This is a genomic window from Wenxinia saemankumensis (genome assembly GCF_900141735.1).
Lineage (GTDB): Bacteria > Pseudomonadota > Alphaproteobacteria > Rhodobacterales > Rhodobacteraceae > Wenxinia > Wenxinia saemankumensis.
In genome coordinates this window covers 655,965-674,268 of sequence record NZ_FQYO01000001.1, presented here as the reverse complement: position 1 = coordinate 674,268, position 18,304 = coordinate 655,965, and the positions used below count along the sequence as shown (strand labels likewise).

Below are 18,304 nucleotides of genomic sequence, written 5' to 3'. Positions count from 1 at the left end.
CGCCCCGCATCCGGCGTCAGGCGCCCGGGTTGCATTCCCCGAGGTCGCCGCCCTCGAACATCGGGTTGTCGGGCTCGTACCAGACCTGCGCGGTCGGGGTGACCTCCACGATCTCGAGCGTGTCGTAGGCCGAGGTCGGCGCCTCGGCGCCCTTCATCACGAGTACGTCCTTGAAGCACTGGTGATCGGCGGCGCGGTACAGCGTCTGCCCGTTGCCGAGGCCGTCGAAGAGGAAGCCGGTATTCGACTCGCTGTCGATCCCCTCCAGGCTGCCGGGAGTGTCGCGCCCCTCCAGCGCCTCGACGACGCCGCAGGGATTGAACGTGCCCGCCCGGGCGACCGCGTCGGCATAGAGCAGCGTCTGCACGTAGCAGGTATGGGCCGCGTTCGAGGGCGGGAAGCCGAACTTCTCGCCGAAGGACCGGGTGAAGGCCTGCGAGCCGGCATCCTGGAGCTGCCAGTTCCAGTTCATCGAGCCGTAGACGCCCTTGATCGCCTCGCCCGCGCCCGCGGCCATCAGCTCGGAATAGAGCGGCACGACGATCTGGAAGTCGTGCCCGTTCACCTGCCGGTCGCGCAGCCCGAACTGCACCGCCTGGGTGAGCGAGTTCACCATGTCCCCGCCGTAATGGTTGAGGACCAGGATGTCGGCGCCCGAGTTCAGCACCGGCGCGATGTAGGACGAGAAGTCCCCGGCGCCGACCGGCGTCAGCACGTTCTCCACCATCTCCCAGTTGCCGATGGAGCCCATCGCCGCCTCGATCGAGGCCTGCTGCGTCCAGCCCCAGGTGTAGTCGGCCGTCAGGTGATAGGCGCGACGGCCCTCGCCATAGGCCTGCGTCAGCACCGGGCCGAGCGCGGCGCCCGACATGTAGGCGTTGAAGAAGTGGCGGAAGCCGTTGGCCTTCTTGTCCTTGCCGGTGGTGTCGTTGGAATGGGTCAGGCCGGCCATGAAGATCACGCCCGCCTCCTGGCAGAGCGCCTGGACCGCGACGGCCGGGCCCGAGGACGAGCCGCCCGAGATCATGATCGCGCCATCGCGCTGGATCATCGACTGGGCCGAGGCGCGGGCGATGTCGGACTTCGTCTGGGTGTCGCCGGTGACGTATTCCACCCGCTTGCCGAGGATGCCCGTCCCGTCGAGGTTCTTGTTCGAGAAGGTGTTCAGCATCCCGCCGTCGCCTTCACCGTTCAGATGCTCGACCGCGAGCTCGAAGGCGCGCAGCTCGTCCGCGCCCTCGTCGGCATAGGCGCCGGTCTGCGGCACGTTGAAGCCGAGCACGACCGTGTCGCCCTGCGGGGCATTGGTGTAGCCCGATTCCTGCGCGCGCAGGTATGTCGGCAGCGCGAGGCCGCCCGCGGCCACGGCGCCGGTGCGGAGCACGCCGCGGCGGGTGAAGTGTCTGGACATCGTTTCCTCCCTTGTTGGCGATCCGGCGGGCGCGGTGGCCGGGTCTCCTCCCCCTTGGCCGCGCCCCGTCGCATGCGGGGCGGACCCCGCGCGGATCCAGCATCGGGGCAGGCGGGGTCGTTCTCAACAAGCGGTTCCCCCGTCACGGTTTTTCTGTAAATCTGTCGACAAGTGTAGCGGTAAATCCGTCAATCCGTTTTCCCGCACCTGCAGCATTCGCGAGGCTCCGCCCAATGGTCGCTAGGGATCGAACCTCTGCCGCATCGCCGCGCAACCGGCTCGCCGGAACGCGGATCCGCGCGCGGCGGATCGACCGCGGCATGACCCAGGCGGCCCTGGCCGAGGCGGCGGGCATCTCGCCCTCCTATCTGAACCTGATCGAGCACAATCGCCGCCGCATCGGCGGCCGGCTGCTGCTGCGGATCGCGGCCCTGCTCGAGGCGCCCCCCGCCGCCCTGACCGAAGGGGTGGGCACGCAGCTGCTCGACGCCCTCGTCGCAGCCGGGGCCGGGACAGGGGACGGGACGGGGGCCGGGACCGGGGCCGGGACGGGGGCCGGAACGGAGGGCGGAGCGGGCGGCGACACGGGCGAGGCCCCCGAGATCGACCGGGCCGAGGAGCTGGCCCAGGCCTGGCCGGGCTGGGCCGGGCTGATCGTCGCCCAGGCAGAGCGGATCGCCGCGCTCCGGGCCGAGATCGCCGCCCTCACCGATCGGCTGGGCCACGACCCCCGGCTCGCCGCCTCGCTGCACGAGGTGGTCTCGACCGTGACCGCGATCCGCTCCACCGCCGCAATCCTCGACGGGGGAGAGCCGCTGGACGGCGACTGGCTGCGCCGTTTCCATCGCAACATCCATGCCGACAGCGTGCGCCTGGCCGAGGCGAGCCGGACGCTCGCCGAGGCGGTCGCGCCGGAGGGCGGCGACGCGGGGACCAGCGGGGCCGACGCCTTCGCCGTCCATCTTGACCGGATCGGGCATCACGTCGCCGAACTCGAAGGGGACCGGCCCGCCGCGCCGGAGGCCCTGGCCGCGGCCGTGCCCGGCCTCGGTCCGCGGGCGCGCCCGCTCGCCGCCGCCTGGTTCGCCCGCTACCGGGCGGACGCGGCCTCGCTGCCGCTCGGCCCCTTCGCGGCGGCCGCGCGGGACTGCGGTCACGATCCCGCCGCGCTCGCCCGCCGCTTCGACGCGCCGCTGGCGCGGGTGCTGCGGCGTCTGGGCGCCCTGCCGCCATCGGCGGGGCACCCGGCCTTCGGCCTCGCCCTCTGCGACGGGGCGGGGGCGCTGCTGTCGCTGCGCGCGCTGCCGGGGCTGGCGCTGCCCCGGACCGGGGCCGGATGCCCGGTCTGGCCGCTCTACGCCGCGCTCGCCGCGCCGGGCCGGGGGATCGCCGGCATCGTCGATCTGCCGACCCACGGCACGCCCCGCTTCGCCGTCCACGCCGTCGCCGAGCGGTCGGGGCCCGCCGGGTTCGGCGGCCCCGAACTGCTGCTCTCGACCATGCTGGTGCGCGCCGCGCCGGCGGGCGCCGCCCCGACCCATCCCGCCGGGCCCGGCTGCCGGATCTGTCCCCGGGCGGACTGCCCGGCCCGGCGCGAGGCTTCGGTCCTGCCCGAGGCGTGAGCGGCGGCTTTCCCAGCCCGGACCCCCGTGCTAGGGGGCGCGCGCAAACCGCAGGCGGCGGCCCGACCGGCCGGCCCCGATCCACCATCCGAGGAGCCCAACATGGCCACCGAACGCACCCTGTCGATCATCAAGCCCGACGCCACCCGCCGCAACCTGACCGGCGCCGTCGTCAAGAAATTCGAGGATGCGGGCCTGCGCGTCGTCGCCTCCAAGCGCATCCACCTGAGCAAGGCGCAGGCCGGCGAGTTCTACAAGGTCCATGCCGAGCGTCCCTTCTACGACGAGCTGACCACCTTCATGGCCTCCGAGCCGGTCGTGGTGCAGGTCCTCGAGGGCGAGGGCGCGATCCAGAAGAACCGTGACGTGATGGGCGCGACCAACCCCGCCGATGCCGCGCCGGGTACGATCCGCGCCGAATTCGCCGAGAGCGTGGGCGAGAACTCGGTCCACGGCTCCGACTCGCCCGAGGCCGCGAAGGAGGAGATCGCGTTCTTCTTCTCGGGGCTCGAGCTGGTCGGCTGAGCGCCGCCCCGACCGCCGGAACGTGAAAGGGGCCCCGCGGGGCCTCTTTTTCGTCGTCACGAGGTGTCTGCGCGGGATCAGCCGCGGCGACGCCGGCCGCCCGTGCGCCGCGCGGGGCCCGGATCGTCGCCCGTCCCGTCGCTGGCCGAGGAGAACGCGCCGAGCGCCTGCGTGATGCGGTCCAGCGTCGGGCGCTCGCCCTTCGGCCGCGTCTCGAGCGCCTCGCGCATCTTCACCAGGTGCTCGGGCGTGGTGCCGCAGCAGCCGCCGATGATCGTCGCGCCCGCATCCCGCGCCATCGCCGCGTAATCGGCCATCAGCTCGGGCGTGCCGTCGTAATGGATGTGCCCGCCCTGGTATTTCGGGATGCCCGCATTGCCCTTCGAGATGATGGGCCAGTCCGGCCCGGCGGCGGCGAAGCCGAGCACGGTGCGCAGGATGTCCGAGGCGCCGGTGCCGCAATTGGCGCCGAAGGCGAGGGGGGCCTGCCCCTTCGCGGCCAGCTTGCCGACCAGCTTGACCATGTCGGTCGAGGTGACGCCCATCATCGTGCGGCCCGCCGTGTCGAAGCTCATCGTGCCGCACCAGGGCATCCCGGCGAGGGAGAAGGCCTCGGCCGCGGCGCGGAATTCCTCGGGCGCGCTGATCGTCTCGACCCAGAGCACGTCGGCGCCGCCCTCCTTCAGGCCCTCGGCCTGTTCGTGGAACATCTCGACCGCCGCCTCGTGGGTCAGCGGGCCCATCGGGGCGAAGATCTCGCCCGTCGGCCCGACCGAGCCCGCGACGATCACGTCGCGGCCCGAGGCGTCGGCCACCTCGCGGCCGAGCGCGGCCCCGACGCGGTTGAGGTCGCGCACGCGGTCCTGCGCGTCGTGCAGCTTCAGCCGCGCGGCGTTCCCGCCGAAGGTGTTGGTGAGGAACAGGTCGCTCCCCGCCTCGACCGAGCCGTGGTAGAGGGCGCGGATCTTGTCGGGCTCGTCGACGTTCCACAGCTCGGGCGCGTCGCCCGATTGCAGGCCCATGTTGAAGAGGTTGGTCCCCGTCGCCCCGTCGGCGAGGAGCCAGCCGCGGGTCGCGAGCAGGCGGCTGAGGGCGTCGTCGGACATGGGCGTCGCTTTCTGCGGCAAGGGGCGGACACGGCGCGGGCCATGCCATGAGGGCGGGCCAAGATCAAACCGAAACGCGCCGGTGCACTTTGTCCCCGGCAATGTCGCTGGCGGGGCCGCCCCCCTTCGCGCCGGCTCGCCCGAGCCGGTGGGGCGACGCTTCTGCAGGGGGGCACCGCGCCGGAAGGGGCGCGACGGGCCCTGCCGCGCCTCCGGATCGCATCGCGAGGGTCGTGACCGCCCCGGGGGGCAGCCGGCCCGGCCAGCGGATCGCCTGGGTCAGCCGCGCGAGCCCGAGGGCGAGGGCGATCCGGTTCGGCGCGGCGGCATGGACCGGCCGCCAGTCGGGGCCGAAGGACGCCTTGAACTGGTGCAGGCCCGTGCGTGTCCGCCGGGTGAGGGCGCGGACCAGGCGCCCCTCGGGATCGGGGAGGGTCGAGAGGGACATCGTCCGCGCCCCGGCCCGCCCCGCCGCCTCGATCGCGGCGACGACGAGGCCCTGCATCGTGCCGGGGGGAACGTCCGCGCGCTGCCGCATGAGGTCGAGACCCCAGATCACGTCGGTGACGAGGAAGCTGGCGAAGGCGACGAGGCGTTCGTCCTGCCAGCCGAGCGCGACGCTCTGCGTGGTGAAGAGATCGGGGGCGAAGCGGCCCATGACCAGCCCGCGCTCGAACCGGCGGCCGGCCTCCCATTCCCGGTGGATGGCCTCCATCGCCTCCAGCGGAAGGGGCGCGCCGGGGGGGCGGATCTCGACCCGCAGGCCGGCCTTGCGCGCGGCGGCGACCTTGCGGCGCAGCTGCCGGCGCTCGGGGCCGTCGAGACGCCATGCGGGCAGGTCGATCCGCGCCTCGCGCCCGACCCGCACGACCGCCCAGCCCAGCTGTCGTATCCGGGCCGCCGCGCGCGGCGGCAGGCGGTAGAGCAGCGGCGTGGTCCCCTCGTCCTCGGCCGCGCGCCGGAGGGCGGCGAGGTCCGCGGGGCCCGGCAGACGCGACGGCGCGCCGAGGGTCATCAGCAGGCCCGCGCAGACCCGGCGATGCCACGCGATGCCTCCGCCCGGGGCGACGATGCCGCCGCCCTGCGCGATCAGGGCCCAGTCGGGATCGTCCATCCGCCGCGAGAGGGCGCGGGCGGCCGAAGCGGGCAGGGGGGCGAGGTCCTCCCCGGGGCGCGGGCGGATCAGGGCGAGCGGCGCGAGGATGGCGGGCAGCGCGAAGAGGACCAGCCGCCAGACCAGCAGCGCCGCGACGAGGTCGGCCGTCGCGCCCCCCGGCAGCATCGCGATCATCGCGGCCTCGAACACGCCGAGCCCGCCGGGCGACTGGCTGACGAGTCCGGTCCAGAAGGCGAGCACGAAGATCGCGTAGAAGGCGGTGAAGGACAGCCCGCTGGCCGGGCCGCCCCCCCAGAGCAGCCAGAGCGCGGCCGCCGCCAGCGCCGTGTCGAGCGCGGTGGTCCAGAGCGCGGCCCAGGCCGGCCGGACGAGACCGGCGCGCAGCAGGGCGCCCCCGACCAGCGCCAGCCCGACCAGCGGCAGCACCTCGCCCGCGCCGAGCGCCCGCGCGGCGAGCGCGAGTGCCGCGGCCGCGGCGAGGAAGGAGAGCGAGGCGAAGGCGGTGACGTGCCCGACGGCGAGCGGTGCCGCCCCCGGCAAAGCGCGCCACCGGGCGAGGCCGCCGGTGACCAGGCCGAATCCCGCAGTCTGGCTGATCGCGACCGCCACGGTCGCCGCCCGCGCGGCGCGGGCCGGCGCGATCCCGGTTCCCAGCGCCCGGTGCATCGCGGCGTCGAGCCGCCCCATCGCCCAGAGCCCGGCGGCGGCGGCCAGCAGCGCCATGCCGTAACCGGCGGGCGGCACCCGACCGAGCGCCCCGCGCAGGTCGCCGAGATCGAGGTCCTGCCCGATGCGCCCCAGCAACCACAGGCCCAGCGCGAGACCCGCGAGCCCCGCCGCCATGCGCCATGACCCGCGCCGCGCGCCGCCTGCCGCGATCCCGACCGCCATCATCCGACCCTTCCCGGTTGTCCCGGGGGGCGGTCTAGGGGCGGGGTCTCAACGGCGCGTTAAGGCGGGGCGGGTCGCGATCAGTTCTCGTCGGCGAGCTGGCCCTTCGCCTCGACCAGGCATTCGTCGAGCTTGGCGCGGACCTCGTCCTCGGTCGCCTTGCCTTGCAGGTCGGCGGCGACCTTGCGCACCACGTCCTCGGACCCCGCCTCCTCGAAATCGGCGCGGATGACCTCCTTGACGTAGGCCTCGGCCTCGTCGCCGGTCTTGCCCAGCTTTCCGGCGGCCCATTGGCCGAGCAGGCGGTTGCGCCGCGCCTCGGCCTTGAACTGCATCTCGGAATCGTGGGCGAACTTCGCCTCGAAGCCTTTCTGACGGTCGTCGAACTGGGCCATCTGCATTCTCCTCGGCAAGCTGCTGTCTCCGGGGGAGGATATGACCAGCGCCCGGCTTGCCCGCAAGGGGGCCTTGCCGTAAGAGGCCGCAAGGCCCTGCCCCTCCCGGCGGGGCAGCGGAGTATTGTCGATGGCGCGTCGCAAGAAAGTCTACGAGGGCAAGGCGAAGATCCTCTACGAAGGGCCGGAGCCGGGCACGCTCGTGCAGTACTTCAAGGACGACGCGACCGCCGGAAACGGCGCCAAGAAGGACGTGATCGACGGCAAGGGCGTGCTGAACAACCGCCTGAGCGAGTTCTTCATGACCGGCCTCGGCGCGATCGGCGTGCCGACCCATTTCATCCGCCGCCTCAACATGCGCGAGCAGCTGATCCGCCAGGTCGAGATCATCCCGCTCGAGGTGATCGTGCGCAACTTCGCCGCCGGATCCATGGCCAAGCGGCTGGGGCTGGAGGAGGGCACGGCGCTGCCCCGCCCGATCGTCGAGTTCTGCTACAAGGACGACGCGCTGGGCGATCCGCTCGTCCCCGAGGAATACGTCATCGCCTTCGGCTGGGCGTCGCAGCAGGACATGGACGACATGGTCGCCCTCGCGCTGCGGGTGAACGACTTCATGGCCGGGGTGATGCACGGTGTCGGGATCAAGCTGGTCGATTTCAAGATCGAGATCGGCCGGATCTGGGAGAACGACTATCCCCGACTCGTCGTCGCCGACGAGATCAGCCCCGACAGCTGCCGCCTGTGGGACATCGAGAGCGGGCAGAAGCTGGACAAGGACGTGTTCCGCCGCGATCTCGGCAGCCTCGCCGATGCCTATACCGAGGTCGCCCGGCGGCTGGGCGTCCTGCCGTCCAACGTCACCCACCGGCCCAAGCCGACGCTCATCAACTGAAGCGTCCGGCCGAGGTATTTGTGATCCCTGCGAAGAGGGAAGGGGAGCGCCCATGAAAGCCCGTGTCACCGTGATGCTGAAGGACGGCGTGCTCGACCCGCAGGGAGAGGCGATCCGCCACGCGCTGGGCGCGCTGGGCTTCGACGGGGTCGGCGGCGTGCGGCAGGGCAAGGTGATCGAGCTCGACCTCGCCGACGGCACCGGCGAGGCGGAGGTGCGCGCCATGTGCGAGCGGCTCCTCGCCAACACCGTGATCGAGAGCTACCGGGTCGAGCTGGCCTGATGCGGGCGGCGATCCTGCGGGAATACCGCGCGCCGCTGCAGATCGAGACCGCGCCGGACCCGGCGTGCCCCGAGGACGGGGTGGTGCTGAAGGTGCTGGCCTGCGGCGTCTGCCGGTCGGACTGGCATGCCTGGACGGGAGAGCATCCGCGGGTGAAGCCCGGCGCGATCCTCGGCCACGAATATTGCGGCGAGGTGGTGGAGGCGGGGCCCCGCGCCGGCTGGGCCGCGGGCGAGGTGGTGGTCGCGCCGTTCCTGGTGTCCTGCGGGCAATGCCCGGCCTGCCGTGCGGGGCAGGAGCATACCTGCCCCGACATGGTCTATCCCGGCCTCGGCGCGCCGGGCGCGTTCGCCGACTACGTGGCGGTGCCGCGGGCGGCGCAGAACCTGCACCGGCTGCCGGACTTCCTCGACCCCGTCACCGCGGCCGGCCTCGGCTGCCGGGTGATGACGGCCTACCACGCGCTGACGGACCGCGCCGCCCTCGCCCCCGGCGAATGGCTGGCGATCCACGGCACGGGGGGCGTCGGCCTTGCCGCGCTGCTGATCGGCCGGGCGATGGGGGCGCGGGTCGTGGCCGTGGACGTGGTGGACGAGAAGCTGGACTTCGCCCGCGCGCACGGCGCCGAGGCGGCGGTGAACGCGCGGGGTCCGGACGCGGTCGAGCGGATCCGCGAGATCACCGGCGGCGGCGCCCATGTCAGCGTCGAGGCGGTGGGGATCGAGCCCACGCTCAACGCCTCGCTCGCCTGTCTGCGGCCGCTGGGTCGGCACGTGCAATGCGGCATGCCGATCGGCCATACCGCGCGGATGGAGATCGATCTCAACGCCGTCTTCATGAAGAACCTCGCCCTCTACGGCTCGAAGGGGATGCCGGCGCATCGCTATCCCTCGCTCTTCTCGCTGATCGCGGGCGGCGCGGTGGATTTCGCGCCGATGATCGGGCAGCGGATCGACCTCGCGGGCGTCTCGGACGCGCTCGCCGCCTTCGACGGACCGACGGCTCCGGGCGTGCCCGTGATGACGGGGACCGGGGCATGAGGATCGCGGTCGACATGGACGAGGTGATCGCCGACACCCTGGCCGGCAAGCGCGAGGCGATCCGCCGCGCCTGCGGGGTCGAGGTGGTCGACGCCGAGATGGACGGGCGGAAGTTCAAGGACGTGATCCCGCCCGAGGCGGCCGAGGCGCTGGAGGAGGAGCTGCGGCGCGGGGCGATCTACGGCACCTTCGCCGTGATGCCGGGCGCGGCCGAGGCGCTGCGCGCGCTGCATGCGCGGCACGATCTCTTCATCGCGACGGCCGCGATGGACTACCCGATGTCGCTGGCCCACAAGTTCGAGTGGCTGAGGGATCACTTTCCCTTCCTCGACGTGCAGAACTTCGTCTTCTGCGGCGACAAGAGCGTGATCGCCGCCGACCTGCTCATCGACGATTCGCTCCGCCATTTCGCCAGGTTCGCCGGGCGCGGCATCCTGTTCGACGCGCCGCACAACCGCCTGTCGGACTGGCCCTTCCGCCTGACCGGCTGGACCGGGGACGAGGACGGCGACGCGGTCGAGGCGATCGAGCGCATGGCCCGCGCGCCCGGTCCCGGCGCGGGGCGGATCGCGGCCCGGTGATGGGCCCGCGCCGCCCCAGCCGCCGGCCGTCCGGGGGCGCCGCGGCGTGGCGCCCGACCTGGCGGGGACGGATGGCGATCGTGATCTGGGCGGGGCCGGTCCTGTTCGCGCTGGCGACGCTGGGCTTCCTCGCCGCGGACGGGCTCTGGTACCTGCGCTCGGTCCCGGTGAACGGCACGGTGGCCGAACTCCACGAACGTCCGGGCGAGACGCTCTTCGACGCGGGCGTCACGAATTACGAGCCGATCTTCACTTACCAGCTGGGGGGCGAGACCCGCCGGGCCAGCATCGGCCCGGCCCATGGCGCGTCCGACCTGGCGGTCGGCGAGACCGCCCCGATCCGCGCGCTCCCCGGCGGGACCGGCGACGTGCGGATGGACACGTGGCGGGGGCTGTGGTTCATCCCCGCCATGCTGGCGCTGTTCACGCTGGGCTTCACAATCGTCGCGTTGCCGACCTGGGCCGCGCTCGACCGCTTCGTCTTCGGAAAGGGACGCACATGAAAGCCGCCGTCACCGTCTTTCCCGGCTCGAACTGCGACCGCGACATCGCCGTGGCGCTGCGCCGCGCAGGGGCAGAGGTCACGATGGTCTGGCACAAGGAGGATCGCCTGCCGGACGGGATCGACCTCGTCGCGGTGCCGGGCGGCTTCTCCTACGGGGATTACCTGCGCTGCGGCGCCATCGCGGCGCAATCGCCGATCGCGCGGGCCGTGTCGGACCACGCGGTGCGGGGCGGCTACGTGCTGGGCGTGTGCAACGGCTTCCAGGTGCTGACAGAGCTCAAGCTTCTGCCGGGCGCGCTGCTGCGGAACGCGGGGCTGAAATACATCTGCCGGACCGTCACCCTGCGGGTGGAGTCGCAGGACAACCTCTTCGCGCGCGGTTACGCGCTGGGGCAGCGGATCGAGATCCCCATCGCCCATCACGACGGCAATTACTACGCCGACGGCGCCACGCTGGACCGGCTGGAAGGGGAGGGGCGCGTCGCGTTCCGCTACCTCGGCAATCCGAACGGCTCGCAGCGGGACATCGCCGGTATCCTGTCCGAGAACGGGCGCGTCCTGGGGATGATGCCGCATCCCGAGCGCGCCGCCGATCCGGGCCATGGCGGCACCGATGGCGCCGCCTTCTTCGACGGGATGGTGACCGCGCTGGCCCACGCGTGACTTGAGCGCGGGGCGAGGCGGCCCTAACTTGCCGGAATGGCGGAGGACCCCATCGATGGCGGCGCCCGGGCCGAGGCCTGGCGGACCTGGATCGCGCGCGGCGCGACCCTCGCCTTCTGCGTGCTCGCCGTCGCTGTCGTCTGGTTCACCAACCAGTACCTCACCGAACGCTTCACCGAGACGACGCGCAACCGCGCCGAGGTCCGGCTGACCCTCAACGTGGGCACGCTGGTGGCCGAGCTGCAGCGCAGCTCGACCGTGCCGCAGCTGCTGGCCCGCGACCCCGAGCTGATCGGGGCGCTCAACAGCGCCGATTACTCGCGCTCCACCCAGCGGCTGCTGACATTCGTGGACGAGATCGGCGCCGCCTCGATCGTGCTCTACGACCGGCAGGGGCGCATCGTCGCCGCGACCGACCGCTCGCGGCTGGGCGAGACGCACCGGCAGGGCGCGTTCTTCGTCGACGCGCTGCGCGCCTCGACCACCGTCTTCACCAGCTGGCGGCGGGAATCGGGGGCCTACGCCTTCTCCTATTCCCGCAAGATCGAGAGCGGAGGCAACGTGCTCGGCGTGATCTCGGTCGAGGTCGACCTCGCCAAGCTGGAGCGGAGCTGGGCCGGGACGTCGGACGCGGTGATCGTGACCGACAGCGAGGGGACGATCATCCTGTCGACCGAGCCGCGCTGGCGCGGCCTGACCGAGACCGAGGCGCTCGCCGTGACCGATCCCCCCTCGGCGATCGAGCGCGCCTTCCGCCAGAGCCGCGACTGGACCGCGCTGCCCTTCGAGGCCTATTTCCGCGGCGAGGCGGTGATGCGGCAGGAACTGCGCGTGCCGTTCCAGGGGTGGAAGATCGTCGGCTACACGACCTACACCTCGGTCCGCGAGCGCGTGAACGGAGTTCTCGCGCTCGAGATCATGGGCTTTGCCATCCTGCTCGCGGCGGGCTTCTGGCTGTCCTCGCGCAAGACGGCGTCGCGGCTGGTCCTCTTCCAGCGGGAATCGGCCGAGCTGCGGGCCCTGAACGCGCGCCTGCAGAGCGAGATCGCCGAACGCGAACGGGCGGAGGCGAACCTGCAGGTGGCCGAGCAGTCGCTGCAGCAATCCTCGAAACTGGCGGTGCTGGGCGAGATGTCGGCGAGCGTGAGCCACGAGCTGAACCAGCCGCTCGCCGCGATGAAGACCTATCTGGCCGGCGCGCGGCTGCTGCTGCAGCGCAAGCGCCCGGACGAGGCGCTGTCGAGCTTCCAGCGGATCGACGACCTGATCGACCGGATGGGAGCGATCACGCGGCAGCTGAAATCCTATGCCCGCAAGGGGCAGGATGCCTTTGCCCCGGTCGATGCGCGGGCGGCCGTGTCCAGCGCGCTGTCGATGATGGAGCCGCAGCTCAAGACCCGGACGATCCGGATCGACCGCACGCTGCCCGCCCATTCGGTGATGATCCTCGGCGACCGGCTGCGGCTGGAACAGGTGATCATCAATCTTCTGCGAAACGCGATCGACGCGACCAAGGACGTCGCGGCACCGCGGATTGAAATCCTTCTGGCGGCAGGCGAGACGATGCGCCTGACCGTGCGCGACAACGGCCCCGGGATCGACGATCTCGAGAAGCTGTTCGAGCCGTTCTACACCACCAAGGAGGCGGGCGAGGGCGTCGGCCTCGGACTCGCGATCTCCTCGGGGATCGTCGCCGATCTCGGCGGGCGGCTCACCGCCCGGAACTCGCCCGACGGGGGGGCCGTTTTCGAACTGCAATTGCCGATCATGGAGGTGTCCCGTCAGGCCGCGGAATAGCGGGGCGGGCCCTTCCGGCACCAAGGAGGGCAATCGATGGCCAAGACGATGAAGGTCGCGATCGTCGACGACGAGAAGGACATGCGCCAGTCCATAGGACAATGGCTGGCCCTATCGGGCTTCGACACCGAGGTCTTCGCCTCGGCCGAGGACGCGCTCAAGGGCGTGGGCCCGGATTATCCCGGCATCGTGGTGACCGACATCCGCATGCCCGGCATGGACGGGATGCAGCTGCTCAAGAAGCTCAAGGGCGTCGACAGCTCGCTGCCGGTCATCATGATCACCGGCCACGGCGACGTGCCGATGGCGGTGGAGGCGATGCGGATCGGCGCCTTCGACTTCCTCGAGAAGCCGTTCAATCCGGACCGGATGACCGAACTGGCGAAGAAGGCCACCAATGCCCGCCGCCTCGCCCTCGACAACCGGGCGCTGCGGCGCGAGCTCTCGGACGGCTCGGCCCTGATGAAGAAGCTGATCGGCTCCTCCCCGGCGATGGAGCGGCTCAAGGAGGACATCCTCGACCTCGGCCAGGCCGACGGCCACGTCCTCATCGAGGGCGAGACGGGGACCGGCAAGACGCTCGTCGCCCACGCCCTGCATGCCGTCGGTGCCCGGGCATCCAAGAAGTTCGTCATCGTCTCCTGCGGGGCCTATTCCGAAGAGGCGCTGACCACCCGCCTCTTCGGCCCCGCCGGCGAGGACGACCCGATCCCGGCGATCGAGGAAGCGCGGGGCGGCACGCTCGTCCTCGAGGACATCGAGACGCTGTCGACCCAGACCCAGGCCCGCCTGCTGACGGCGATCAACGACCAGGGCACCCCGGCAGAGACCCGGATCGTCGCGATCTGCAACCTCCAGGACGAGGGCAAGACCTGCGAGAGCCAGATGCGGCCCGACGTCTACTACCGCCTCGCCGCCCTTCGGATCGTCGTGCCGCCGCTGCGCCAGCGGGGCGAGGACATCCTCACGCTCTTCACCCGGCTGGGCGAGCAATATGCCGACGAATACGGCTGCGAGCCGCCCGAGGTCACCGCGCAGGAGGCGGCGCAACTGCTGCAGGCGCCCTGGCCCGGCAACGTGCGCCAGCTCATCAACGTGGCCGAGCGCGCGGTGCTGCAGAACCGGCGCGGCACGGGGTCGATCGCCTCGCTCCTGATGGCCGATACCGAGGAGGCCCGGCCCGCCATGACGACCGAGGGCAAGCCCCTCAAGGAATTCGTCGAGGCCTTCGAGCGCATGCTGATCGACAACACGATGCGCCGGCACAAGGGCTCGATCGTGAGCGTGATGGAGGAACTCCAGCTGCCGCGCCGGACGCTGAACGAGAAGATGGCGAAATACGGCCTGCAGCGGGCGGATTACCTCTGAAAGGTCATCGTTTCGCCATCTGCGTGCGAACCTGTCTTCGGAATTATCGAGCGTAAACATGGGATTAGTGCAAAAAGGTCACGCCGGCTGACGTTCCGTGCCCGATACGGTTGGCCTCTCGGGAGTCATCCGGTCAGGGTCCGCTCACGATCATGTGAGTAAGGAATATCGAATGAACAGCTTGGTTTGCCGCACGACCCTCATGCTTGCGCTCGCGGCCCTCACGGCCTGCGGCGGGATCGAGGGGATGGCCGGGGGCGGCGTCGGCGACGGCGAATTCGGCCGCGCCCAGGGCCGCCTCTACGATCTCGACGTCGCCGCCCGGCAGCTGGCGCCGACCGACCCCTCCGCCCTCCCGGCCGCGGGAACCGCGACCTACGAGGGCGCGGCGGGCTTCTCGACGGTCGAGGACATCCGCAGCAACCATTTCAATGACGACATTTCGGTCTATTCCGATCTGCGCGTCGATGTCGGGTTCGACGACGGCTCGGTGACCGGACGGCTGGACAACTTCGTCTATGGCGACCCCGACGAGGAGGTCTACGAGTCCGGCTCCGGCGGGATCGCGATCACCAACGGGACACTCGCGGACGGCGCGCTCGACGGGGATGTGACGGGCACCGTCGCCTTCGAGTCGGGCGACGCGCAGCTCGACCTCGACATGGCCGGGTTCTTCCGGGGTGCCGATGCGGGCACCGCCGAGCTCCAGTTCGACGGAACGGCGATCATGGGCGGCGAGACCGAGCAGGTCTACGGCTTCGGCATCGCGGAGCGGTAGCGGTCCGTCATGCACTGGCGGGGCAGGGATCCGCCCCGACCGGCCCCGACCGGCCCCAACCGGCCGCCACCGGCCCCGGGGGCCCGCCTTCGCAGGCGGGCCCCCTTCGTGTCGGAAGGGGCGTCCGTCCTCGCGGGCCGGGCCTGCGACCCCCGGCCGGAGTTTTCCGATTGTCAATTCGGCATCTCTTCCCGTATACCCGTCTCACGGATCGAAGGGCGAATGCGCCCTTGCCGATGCGGATGGAATTTCTGAACGGGACGATCGCCGGCCGCACCATTGCCGGTGCCCGTTCAGACTGGTTCGGCCCAGCGATGGGCCGCTGAACTGCCCCGGTGCAGGCGTGCCGCATTCCCCCAGGGGACCGGCGCCGCGACGGGGATTGGAACGGGCGCGGGCCCGACCAGCCGCCCAGGGCGGCATGAGCGATCCCCCGCGTCGGAGAAGAAACGCGATGCTTCGCGCGCCGACAGTGACAGAGCGGTCAGGGCCCCTGAGGGGCCTCGCTCCGGTCGCGCCGGACCTCGCCCCTGACAGTCACGCCCCCGTGCCCCGCCGGTCCCCGGACCCGCGGGCATGCGCGCGTGCGAATGGTTCAAATGGCAAAGAAAATGCTTATCGATGCCACCCACCCGGAAGAGACCCGGGTCGTGGTGGTGGACGGAAACAAGGTCGAGGAGTTTGATTTCGAGAGCGCCGCGAAGCGGCAGCTCGCCGGGAACATCTACCTCGCCAAGGTGACGCGGGTCGAACCGTCGCTGCAGGCGGCCTTTGTCGATTACGGCGGCAACCGCCACGGCTTCCTGGCCTTCTCGGAGATCCACCCCGACTACTACCAGATCCCGGTCGCCGACCGCGAGGCGCTGCTCGCCGAGGAACGCGCCTACGCCGAGAACCAGCGTTCGGAAGAGGGCGAGGACGAGGGCGAGGACAAGCCGCGCGGCCGCAGCCGCTCGCGCTCGCGCTCGGCCCGCGCGAAGACCGACGAGACCGCGACGAAATCCCCCGAGGGGATGGAGACGATCGACCTCGACGAGGACGAGGGGGCCGAGGAAGGCGCCTCTCCGATGGAGACCGTGGCCGAGACCCCGGTCGACACGCCCGCCGCGGACGAGGACGACCACGACGAGGGCGAGGGCGATGCCCGCGACGAGATCGAATCCGTCGCCGACGAGGACGACACCGAGGAGGTGCGCCCGGTCCGCAAGCCGCGCCTGCGCAAGTACAAGATCCAGGAAGTGGTGAAGGTCCGGCAGATCATGCTGGTCCAGGTCGTCAAGGAAGAGCGCGGCAACAAGGGCGCCGCCCTGACCACCTATCTCTCGCTCGCCGGTCGCTACTGCGTCCTGATGCCGAACACCGCCCGGGGCGGCGGCATCTCCCGCAAGATCACGAACGCGGCCGACCGCAAGAAGCTCAAGGAGATCGCGGGCGCGATGGAGGTGCCGCTGGGCGCGGGGCTCATCATTCGCACCGCTGGCTCCCAGCGGACCCGGACCGAGATCAAGCGCGACTACGAATACCTGCAGCGCATGTGGGAGCAGATCCGCGAGCTGACGCTCAAGAGCATCGCTCCGGCCAAGATCTACGAGGAGGGCGACCTCATCAAGCGGTCGATCCGTGACCTCTACAGCCGCGAGATCGACGAGGTCATCGTCGAGGGGGCCGAGGGCTACCGGACGGCCAAGGACTTCATGAAGATGATCATGCCGTCCCACGCCAAGAACGTGAAACCCTATACCGACCCGATGCCGCTCTATGCCCGCCACCAGGTGGAGAGCACGCTGGGCGCGATGTTCAACCCGGTCGTGCAGCTGCCCTCCGGCGGCTACATCGTGATCGGCGTGACCGAGGCGCTGGTCGCGATCGACGTGAACTCCGGCCGGGCCACCAAGGAGGGCTCGATCGAGCAGACGGCGCTCAAGACCAATCTCGAGGCCGCCGACGAGGTGGCCCGCCAGCTGCGGCTGCGCGATCTCGCCGGTCTGATCGTCATCGACTTCATCGACATGGACGAGCGGCGCAACAACACCGCCGTCGAGAAGCGCCTGAAGGACAAGCTCAAGACCGACCGCGCCCGGATCCAGGTCGGCCGCATCTCGGGCTTCGGCCTGATGGAGATGTCGCGCCAGCGCCTGCGGCCGGGCATGCTCGAGGCGACGACCCAGCCCTGTCCGCATTGCCACGGCACGGGCCTGCTGCGGTCCGACGACAACGTCGCGCTCGGCATCCTGCGCCAGCTGGAAGAGGAGGGGACGCGCGGCCGCACCCGCGAGGTGCTCGTCCGCGCCCCGGTCGGGATCGTGAACTACATCTTCAATCACAAGCGCGAGCATCTCGCCCAGATCGAGATGCGCTTCGGCATGGCGGTGCGGATGGAGGCGGACCTGACGCTCGTCTCGCCCGATTTCGCGATCGAGAAGTTCAAGACCGCGACCCGCGCCGTGCCCGAGGCGACCGCCTTCATCCAGGCCGATCCCAAGCTGATGCCCGTCGAGGAGGAGGAGGACGACGTCGCCGACCTGCCCGACGAGGACGAGGACGAGGATCGGGACGAGGCGCCCGCCGCCGCCGAGGCGCGGAGCGAGCCCCGGTCCGGGGCGTCGGAGGACGACGACAAGCCCAAGAAGCGCCGTCGGCGCCGCCGCCGCCGGGGCAAGGGCCGCGGCGAGGACGAGGGGCAGGAGAACGGGCAGGATTCGGGCGACGGCTCGCCCGAGGACGAGGGCGAGACCGAGGAGGCCCCGGCCGACGAGGCGCCCGTCGCCGCCTCCGCTTCGCCGGACGAGACTGCCGGCGACGACGCGGCCGAGAAGCCCAAGCGCCGCCGCCGCTCGCGCCGCAAGTCCGGCGACGACACCGCGTCGGAGGCCGCACCGGAGGCCGGGGAGGCCGCGCCCGCGGACGCGGCCGCGTCCAAGGAGGAGGCGCCCAAGCCGCGTCGCCGCCGCCGGTCGCGCAAGGCCGAGGAGGCCGCCGCCGAGGACGCGCCGGCCACCCCGGCGACCGAGCCGGAGGCCGAGGCCGCGCCCGAACCCGCCCCGGAGCCGACCCTGATGCCGCAGGCCGTCCCGGCCGAGGAGGCTGCCGCCGATACGCCGGCCGCCCCCGAAGTGCCCGCCGCCGAGTCGGCGGAGCAGGCGGCTCCGGCCCCGGAGGCCGGGCCGGCGGAGCAGGCCGAGACGCCCGTCGAGCCGGCCGCCGATCCCGCGACCGACGAGGCGCCGGCCGAGCCGGAGCCCGAGGAGGCGGACGAGCCCGCCATGGCCGAGGCCGACGAGCCGTCGAAGCCGAAGCGCCGGGGCTGGTGGTCCATCGGCCGCTGAGCGG

The 18,304-nt window shown here is 71.6% G+C and carries 16 protein-coding genes; 12 read left to right on the top strand and 4 right to left on the bottom strand.

Annotated features, from left to right (window positions below):
* Positions 1-16: 16 nt before the first annotated feature.
* Entirely contained in the window at positions 17-1,411 is a 1,395-nt protein-coding gene (locus BUE30_RS03090; RefSeq protein WP_073326361.1) for a substrate-binding protein, read from the bottom strand.
* 233 nt (positions 1,412-1,644) lie between these two features.
* Here BUE30_RS03090 and BUE30_RS03085 point away from each other — a divergent pair, with 233 nt between their 5' ends.
* Together BUE30_RS03085 and ndk are read left to right on the top strand one after the other, a co-directional pair.
* The gene (locus BUE30_RS03085; protein WP_073326360.1) at positions 1,645-3,033 is read left to right on the top strand and encodes a helix-turn-helix domain-containing protein; all 1,389 of its coding nucleotides are present in this window, start codon (positions 1,645-1,647) and stop codon (positions 3,031-3,033) included.
* Positions 3,034-3,135: 102 nt separating this feature from the next.
* Positions 3,136-3,558, top strand: coding sequence for a nucleoside-diphosphate kinase (gene ndk, locus BUE30_RS03080; protein WP_073326359.1), 423 nt, complete (start codon positions 3,136-3,138; stop codon positions 3,556-3,558).
* Between the two features lie 77 nt (positions 3,559-3,635).
* On the opposite strand, the gene bmt is transcribed toward ndk, so the two are convergent.
* From bmt to BUE30_RS03065, 3 genes are all read right to left on the bottom strand, one after another.
* Positions 3,636-4,664, bottom strand: a complete 1,029-nt coding sequence (bmt, locus tag BUE30_RS03075) for a betaine--homocysteine S-methyltransferase (protein ID WP_073326358.1) — start codon at positions 4,662-4,664, stop codon at positions 3,636-3,638.
* Between the two features lie 64 nt (positions 4,665-4,728).
* Positions 4,729-6,672, bottom strand: coding sequence for a DUF2156 domain-containing protein (locus tag BUE30_RS03070; protein WP_139300453.1), 1,944 nt, complete (start codon positions 6,670-6,672; stop codon positions 4,729-4,731).
* A gap of 80 nt (positions 6,673-6,752) precedes the next feature.
* Positions 6,753-7,067 carry a DUF1476 domain-containing protein gene (locus BUE30_RS03065; protein ID WP_073326356.1) on the bottom strand — a complete coding sequence of 105 codons (315 nt, stop codon included), beginning with the start codon at positions 7,065-7,067 and terminating at the stop codon, positions 6,753-6,755.
* Between the two features lie 130 nt (positions 7,068-7,197).
* Here BUE30_RS03065 and purC point away from each other — a divergent pair, with 130 nt between their 5' ends.
* The 10 genes from purC (at position 7,198) to BUE30_RS03015 (ending at position 18,300) form a co-directional block, all read left to right on the top strand.
* Complete coding sequence (gene purC / locus BUE30_RS03060; protein WP_073326355.1) at positions 7,198-7,959, top strand: phosphoribosylaminoimidazolesuccinocarboxamide synthase; 762 nt, start codon at positions 7,198-7,200, stop codon at positions 7,957-7,959.
* Positions 7,960-8,011: 52 nt separating this feature from the next.
* Entirely contained in the window at positions 8,012-8,242 is a 231-nt protein-coding gene (gene purS, locus BUE30_RS03055; RefSeq protein ID WP_073326354.1) for a phosphoribosylformylglycinamidine synthase subunit PurS, read from the top strand.
* Positions 8,242-9,282 (top strand): zinc-binding dehydrogenase, encoded by a 1,041-nt coding sequence (locus tag BUE30_RS03050; protein ID WP_073326353.1) that lies wholly within the window; start codon positions 8,242-8,244, stop codon positions 9,280-9,282. Before purS ends, BUE30_RS03050 begins: the two co-directional genes overlap by 1 nt.
* On the top strand, positions 9,279-9,863 hold the full coding sequence (locus BUE30_RS03045; protein WP_073326352.1) for a 5' nucleotidase, NT5C type: 585 nt from the start codon (positions 9,279-9,281) through the stop codon (positions 9,861-9,863). The genes BUE30_RS03050 and BUE30_RS03045 overlap by 4 nt, the downstream gene beginning before the upstream one ends.
* Positions 9,864-9,934: 71 nt before the next feature.
* Positions 9,935-10,366: a DUF3592 domain-containing protein gene (locus tag BUE30_RS03040; protein WP_139300452.1), complete on the top strand. Its 432-nt coding sequence runs from the start codon at positions 9,935-9,937 to the stop codon at positions 10,364-10,366.
* Complete coding sequence (gene purQ, locus BUE30_RS03035) at positions 10,363-11,031, top strand: phosphoribosylformylglycinamidine synthase subunit PurQ (protein ID WP_073326350.1); 669 nt, start codon at positions 10,363-10,365, stop codon at positions 11,029-11,031. The genes BUE30_RS03040 and purQ overlap by 4 nt, the downstream gene beginning before the upstream one ends.
* Before the next feature lie 36 nt (positions 11,032-11,067).
* Positions 11,068-12,828, top strand: coding sequence for a sensor histidine kinase (locus tag BUE30_RS03030; protein WP_073326349.1), 1,761 nt, complete (start codon positions 11,068-11,070; stop codon positions 12,826-12,828).
* 36 nt (positions 12,829-12,864) lie between these two features.
* On the top strand, positions 12,865-14,196 hold the full coding sequence (locus BUE30_RS03025) for a sigma-54-dependent transcriptional regulator (protein ID WP_073326348.1): 1,332 nt from the start codon (positions 12,865-12,867) through the stop codon (positions 14,194-14,196).
* 172 nt (positions 14,197-14,368) lie between these two features.
* Entirely contained in the window at positions 14,369-14,974 is a 606-nt protein-coding gene (locus BUE30_RS03020; protein WP_139300451.1) for a hypothetical protein, read from the top strand.
* A 599-nt stretch (positions 14,975-15,573) separates the two neighbouring features.
* The gene (locus tag BUE30_RS03015) at positions 15,574-18,300 is read left to right on the top strand and encodes an Rne/Rng family ribonuclease (protein WP_073326346.1); all 2,727 of its coding nucleotides are present in this window, start codon (positions 15,574-15,576) and stop codon (positions 18,298-18,300) included.
* Positions 18,301-18,304: the final 4 nt, after the last annotated feature.

Excerpts from the sequence above, each read along its gene's own strand:
- BUE30_RS03015 (WP_073326346.1), top strand. The coding sequence starts at position 15,574 with ATGGCAAAGAAAATGCTTATCGATGCCACCCACCCGGAAGAGACCCGG.
- BUE30_RS03045 (WP_073326352.1), top strand. The coding sequence starts at position 9,279 with ATGAGGATCGCGGTCGACATGGACGAGGTGATCGCCGACACCCTGGCC.
- bmt (WP_073326358.1), bottom strand. The coding sequence starts at position 4,664 with ATGTCCGACGACGCCCTCAGCCGCCTGCTCGCGACCCGCGGCTGGCTC.
- BUE30_RS03085 (WP_073326360.1), top strand. The coding sequence starts at position 1,645 with ATGGTCGCTAGGGATCGAACCTCTGCCGCATCGCCGCGCAACCGGCTC.
- purQ (WP_073326350.1), top strand. The coding sequence starts at position 10,363 with ATGAAAGCCGCCGTCACCGTCTTTCCCGGCTCGAACTGCGACCGCGAC.
- BUE30_RS03070 (WP_139300453.1), bottom strand. The coding sequence starts at position 6,672 with ATGGCGGTCGGGATCGCGGCAGGCGGCGCGCGGCGCGGGTCATGGCGC.
- BUE30_RS03090 (WP_073326361.1), bottom strand. The coding sequence starts at position 1,411 with ATGTCCAGACACTTCACCCGCCGCGGCGTGCTCCGCACCGGCGCCGTG.
- BUE30_RS03020 (WP_139300451.1), top strand. The coding sequence starts at position 14,369 with ATGAACAGCTTGGTTTGCCGCACGACCCTCATGCTTGCGCTCGCGGCC.
- BUE30_RS03040 (WP_139300452.1), top strand. The coding sequence starts at position 9,935 with ATGGCGATCGTGATCTGGGCGGGGCCGGTCCTGTTCGCGCTGGCGACG.
- purC (WP_073326355.1), top strand. The coding sequence starts at position 7,198 with ATGGCGCGTCGCAAGAAAGTCTACGAGGGCAAGGCGAAGATCCTCTAC.
- BUE30_RS03065 (WP_073326356.1), bottom strand. The coding sequence starts at position 7,067 with ATGGCCCAGTTCGACGACCGTCAGAAAGGCTTCGAGGCGAAGTTCGCC.
- BUE30_RS03030 (WP_073326349.1), top strand. The coding sequence starts at position 11,068 with ATGGCGGAGGACCCCATCGATGGCGGCGCCCGGGCCGAGGCCTGGCGG.
- BUE30_RS03025 (WP_073326348.1), top strand. The coding sequence starts at position 12,865 with ATGGCCAAGACGATGAAGGTCGCGATCGTCGACGACGAGAAGGACATG.
- purS (WP_073326354.1), top strand. The coding sequence starts at position 8,012 with ATGAAAGCCCGTGTCACCGTGATGCTGAAGGACGGCGTGCTCGACCCG.
- ndk (WP_073326359.1), top strand. The coding sequence starts at position 3,136 with ATGGCCACCGAACGCACCCTGTCGATCATCAAGCCCGACGCCACCCGC.
- BUE30_RS03050 (WP_073326353.1), top strand. The coding sequence starts at position 8,242 with ATGCGGGCGGCGATCCTGCGGGAATACCGCGCGCCGCTGCAGATCGAG.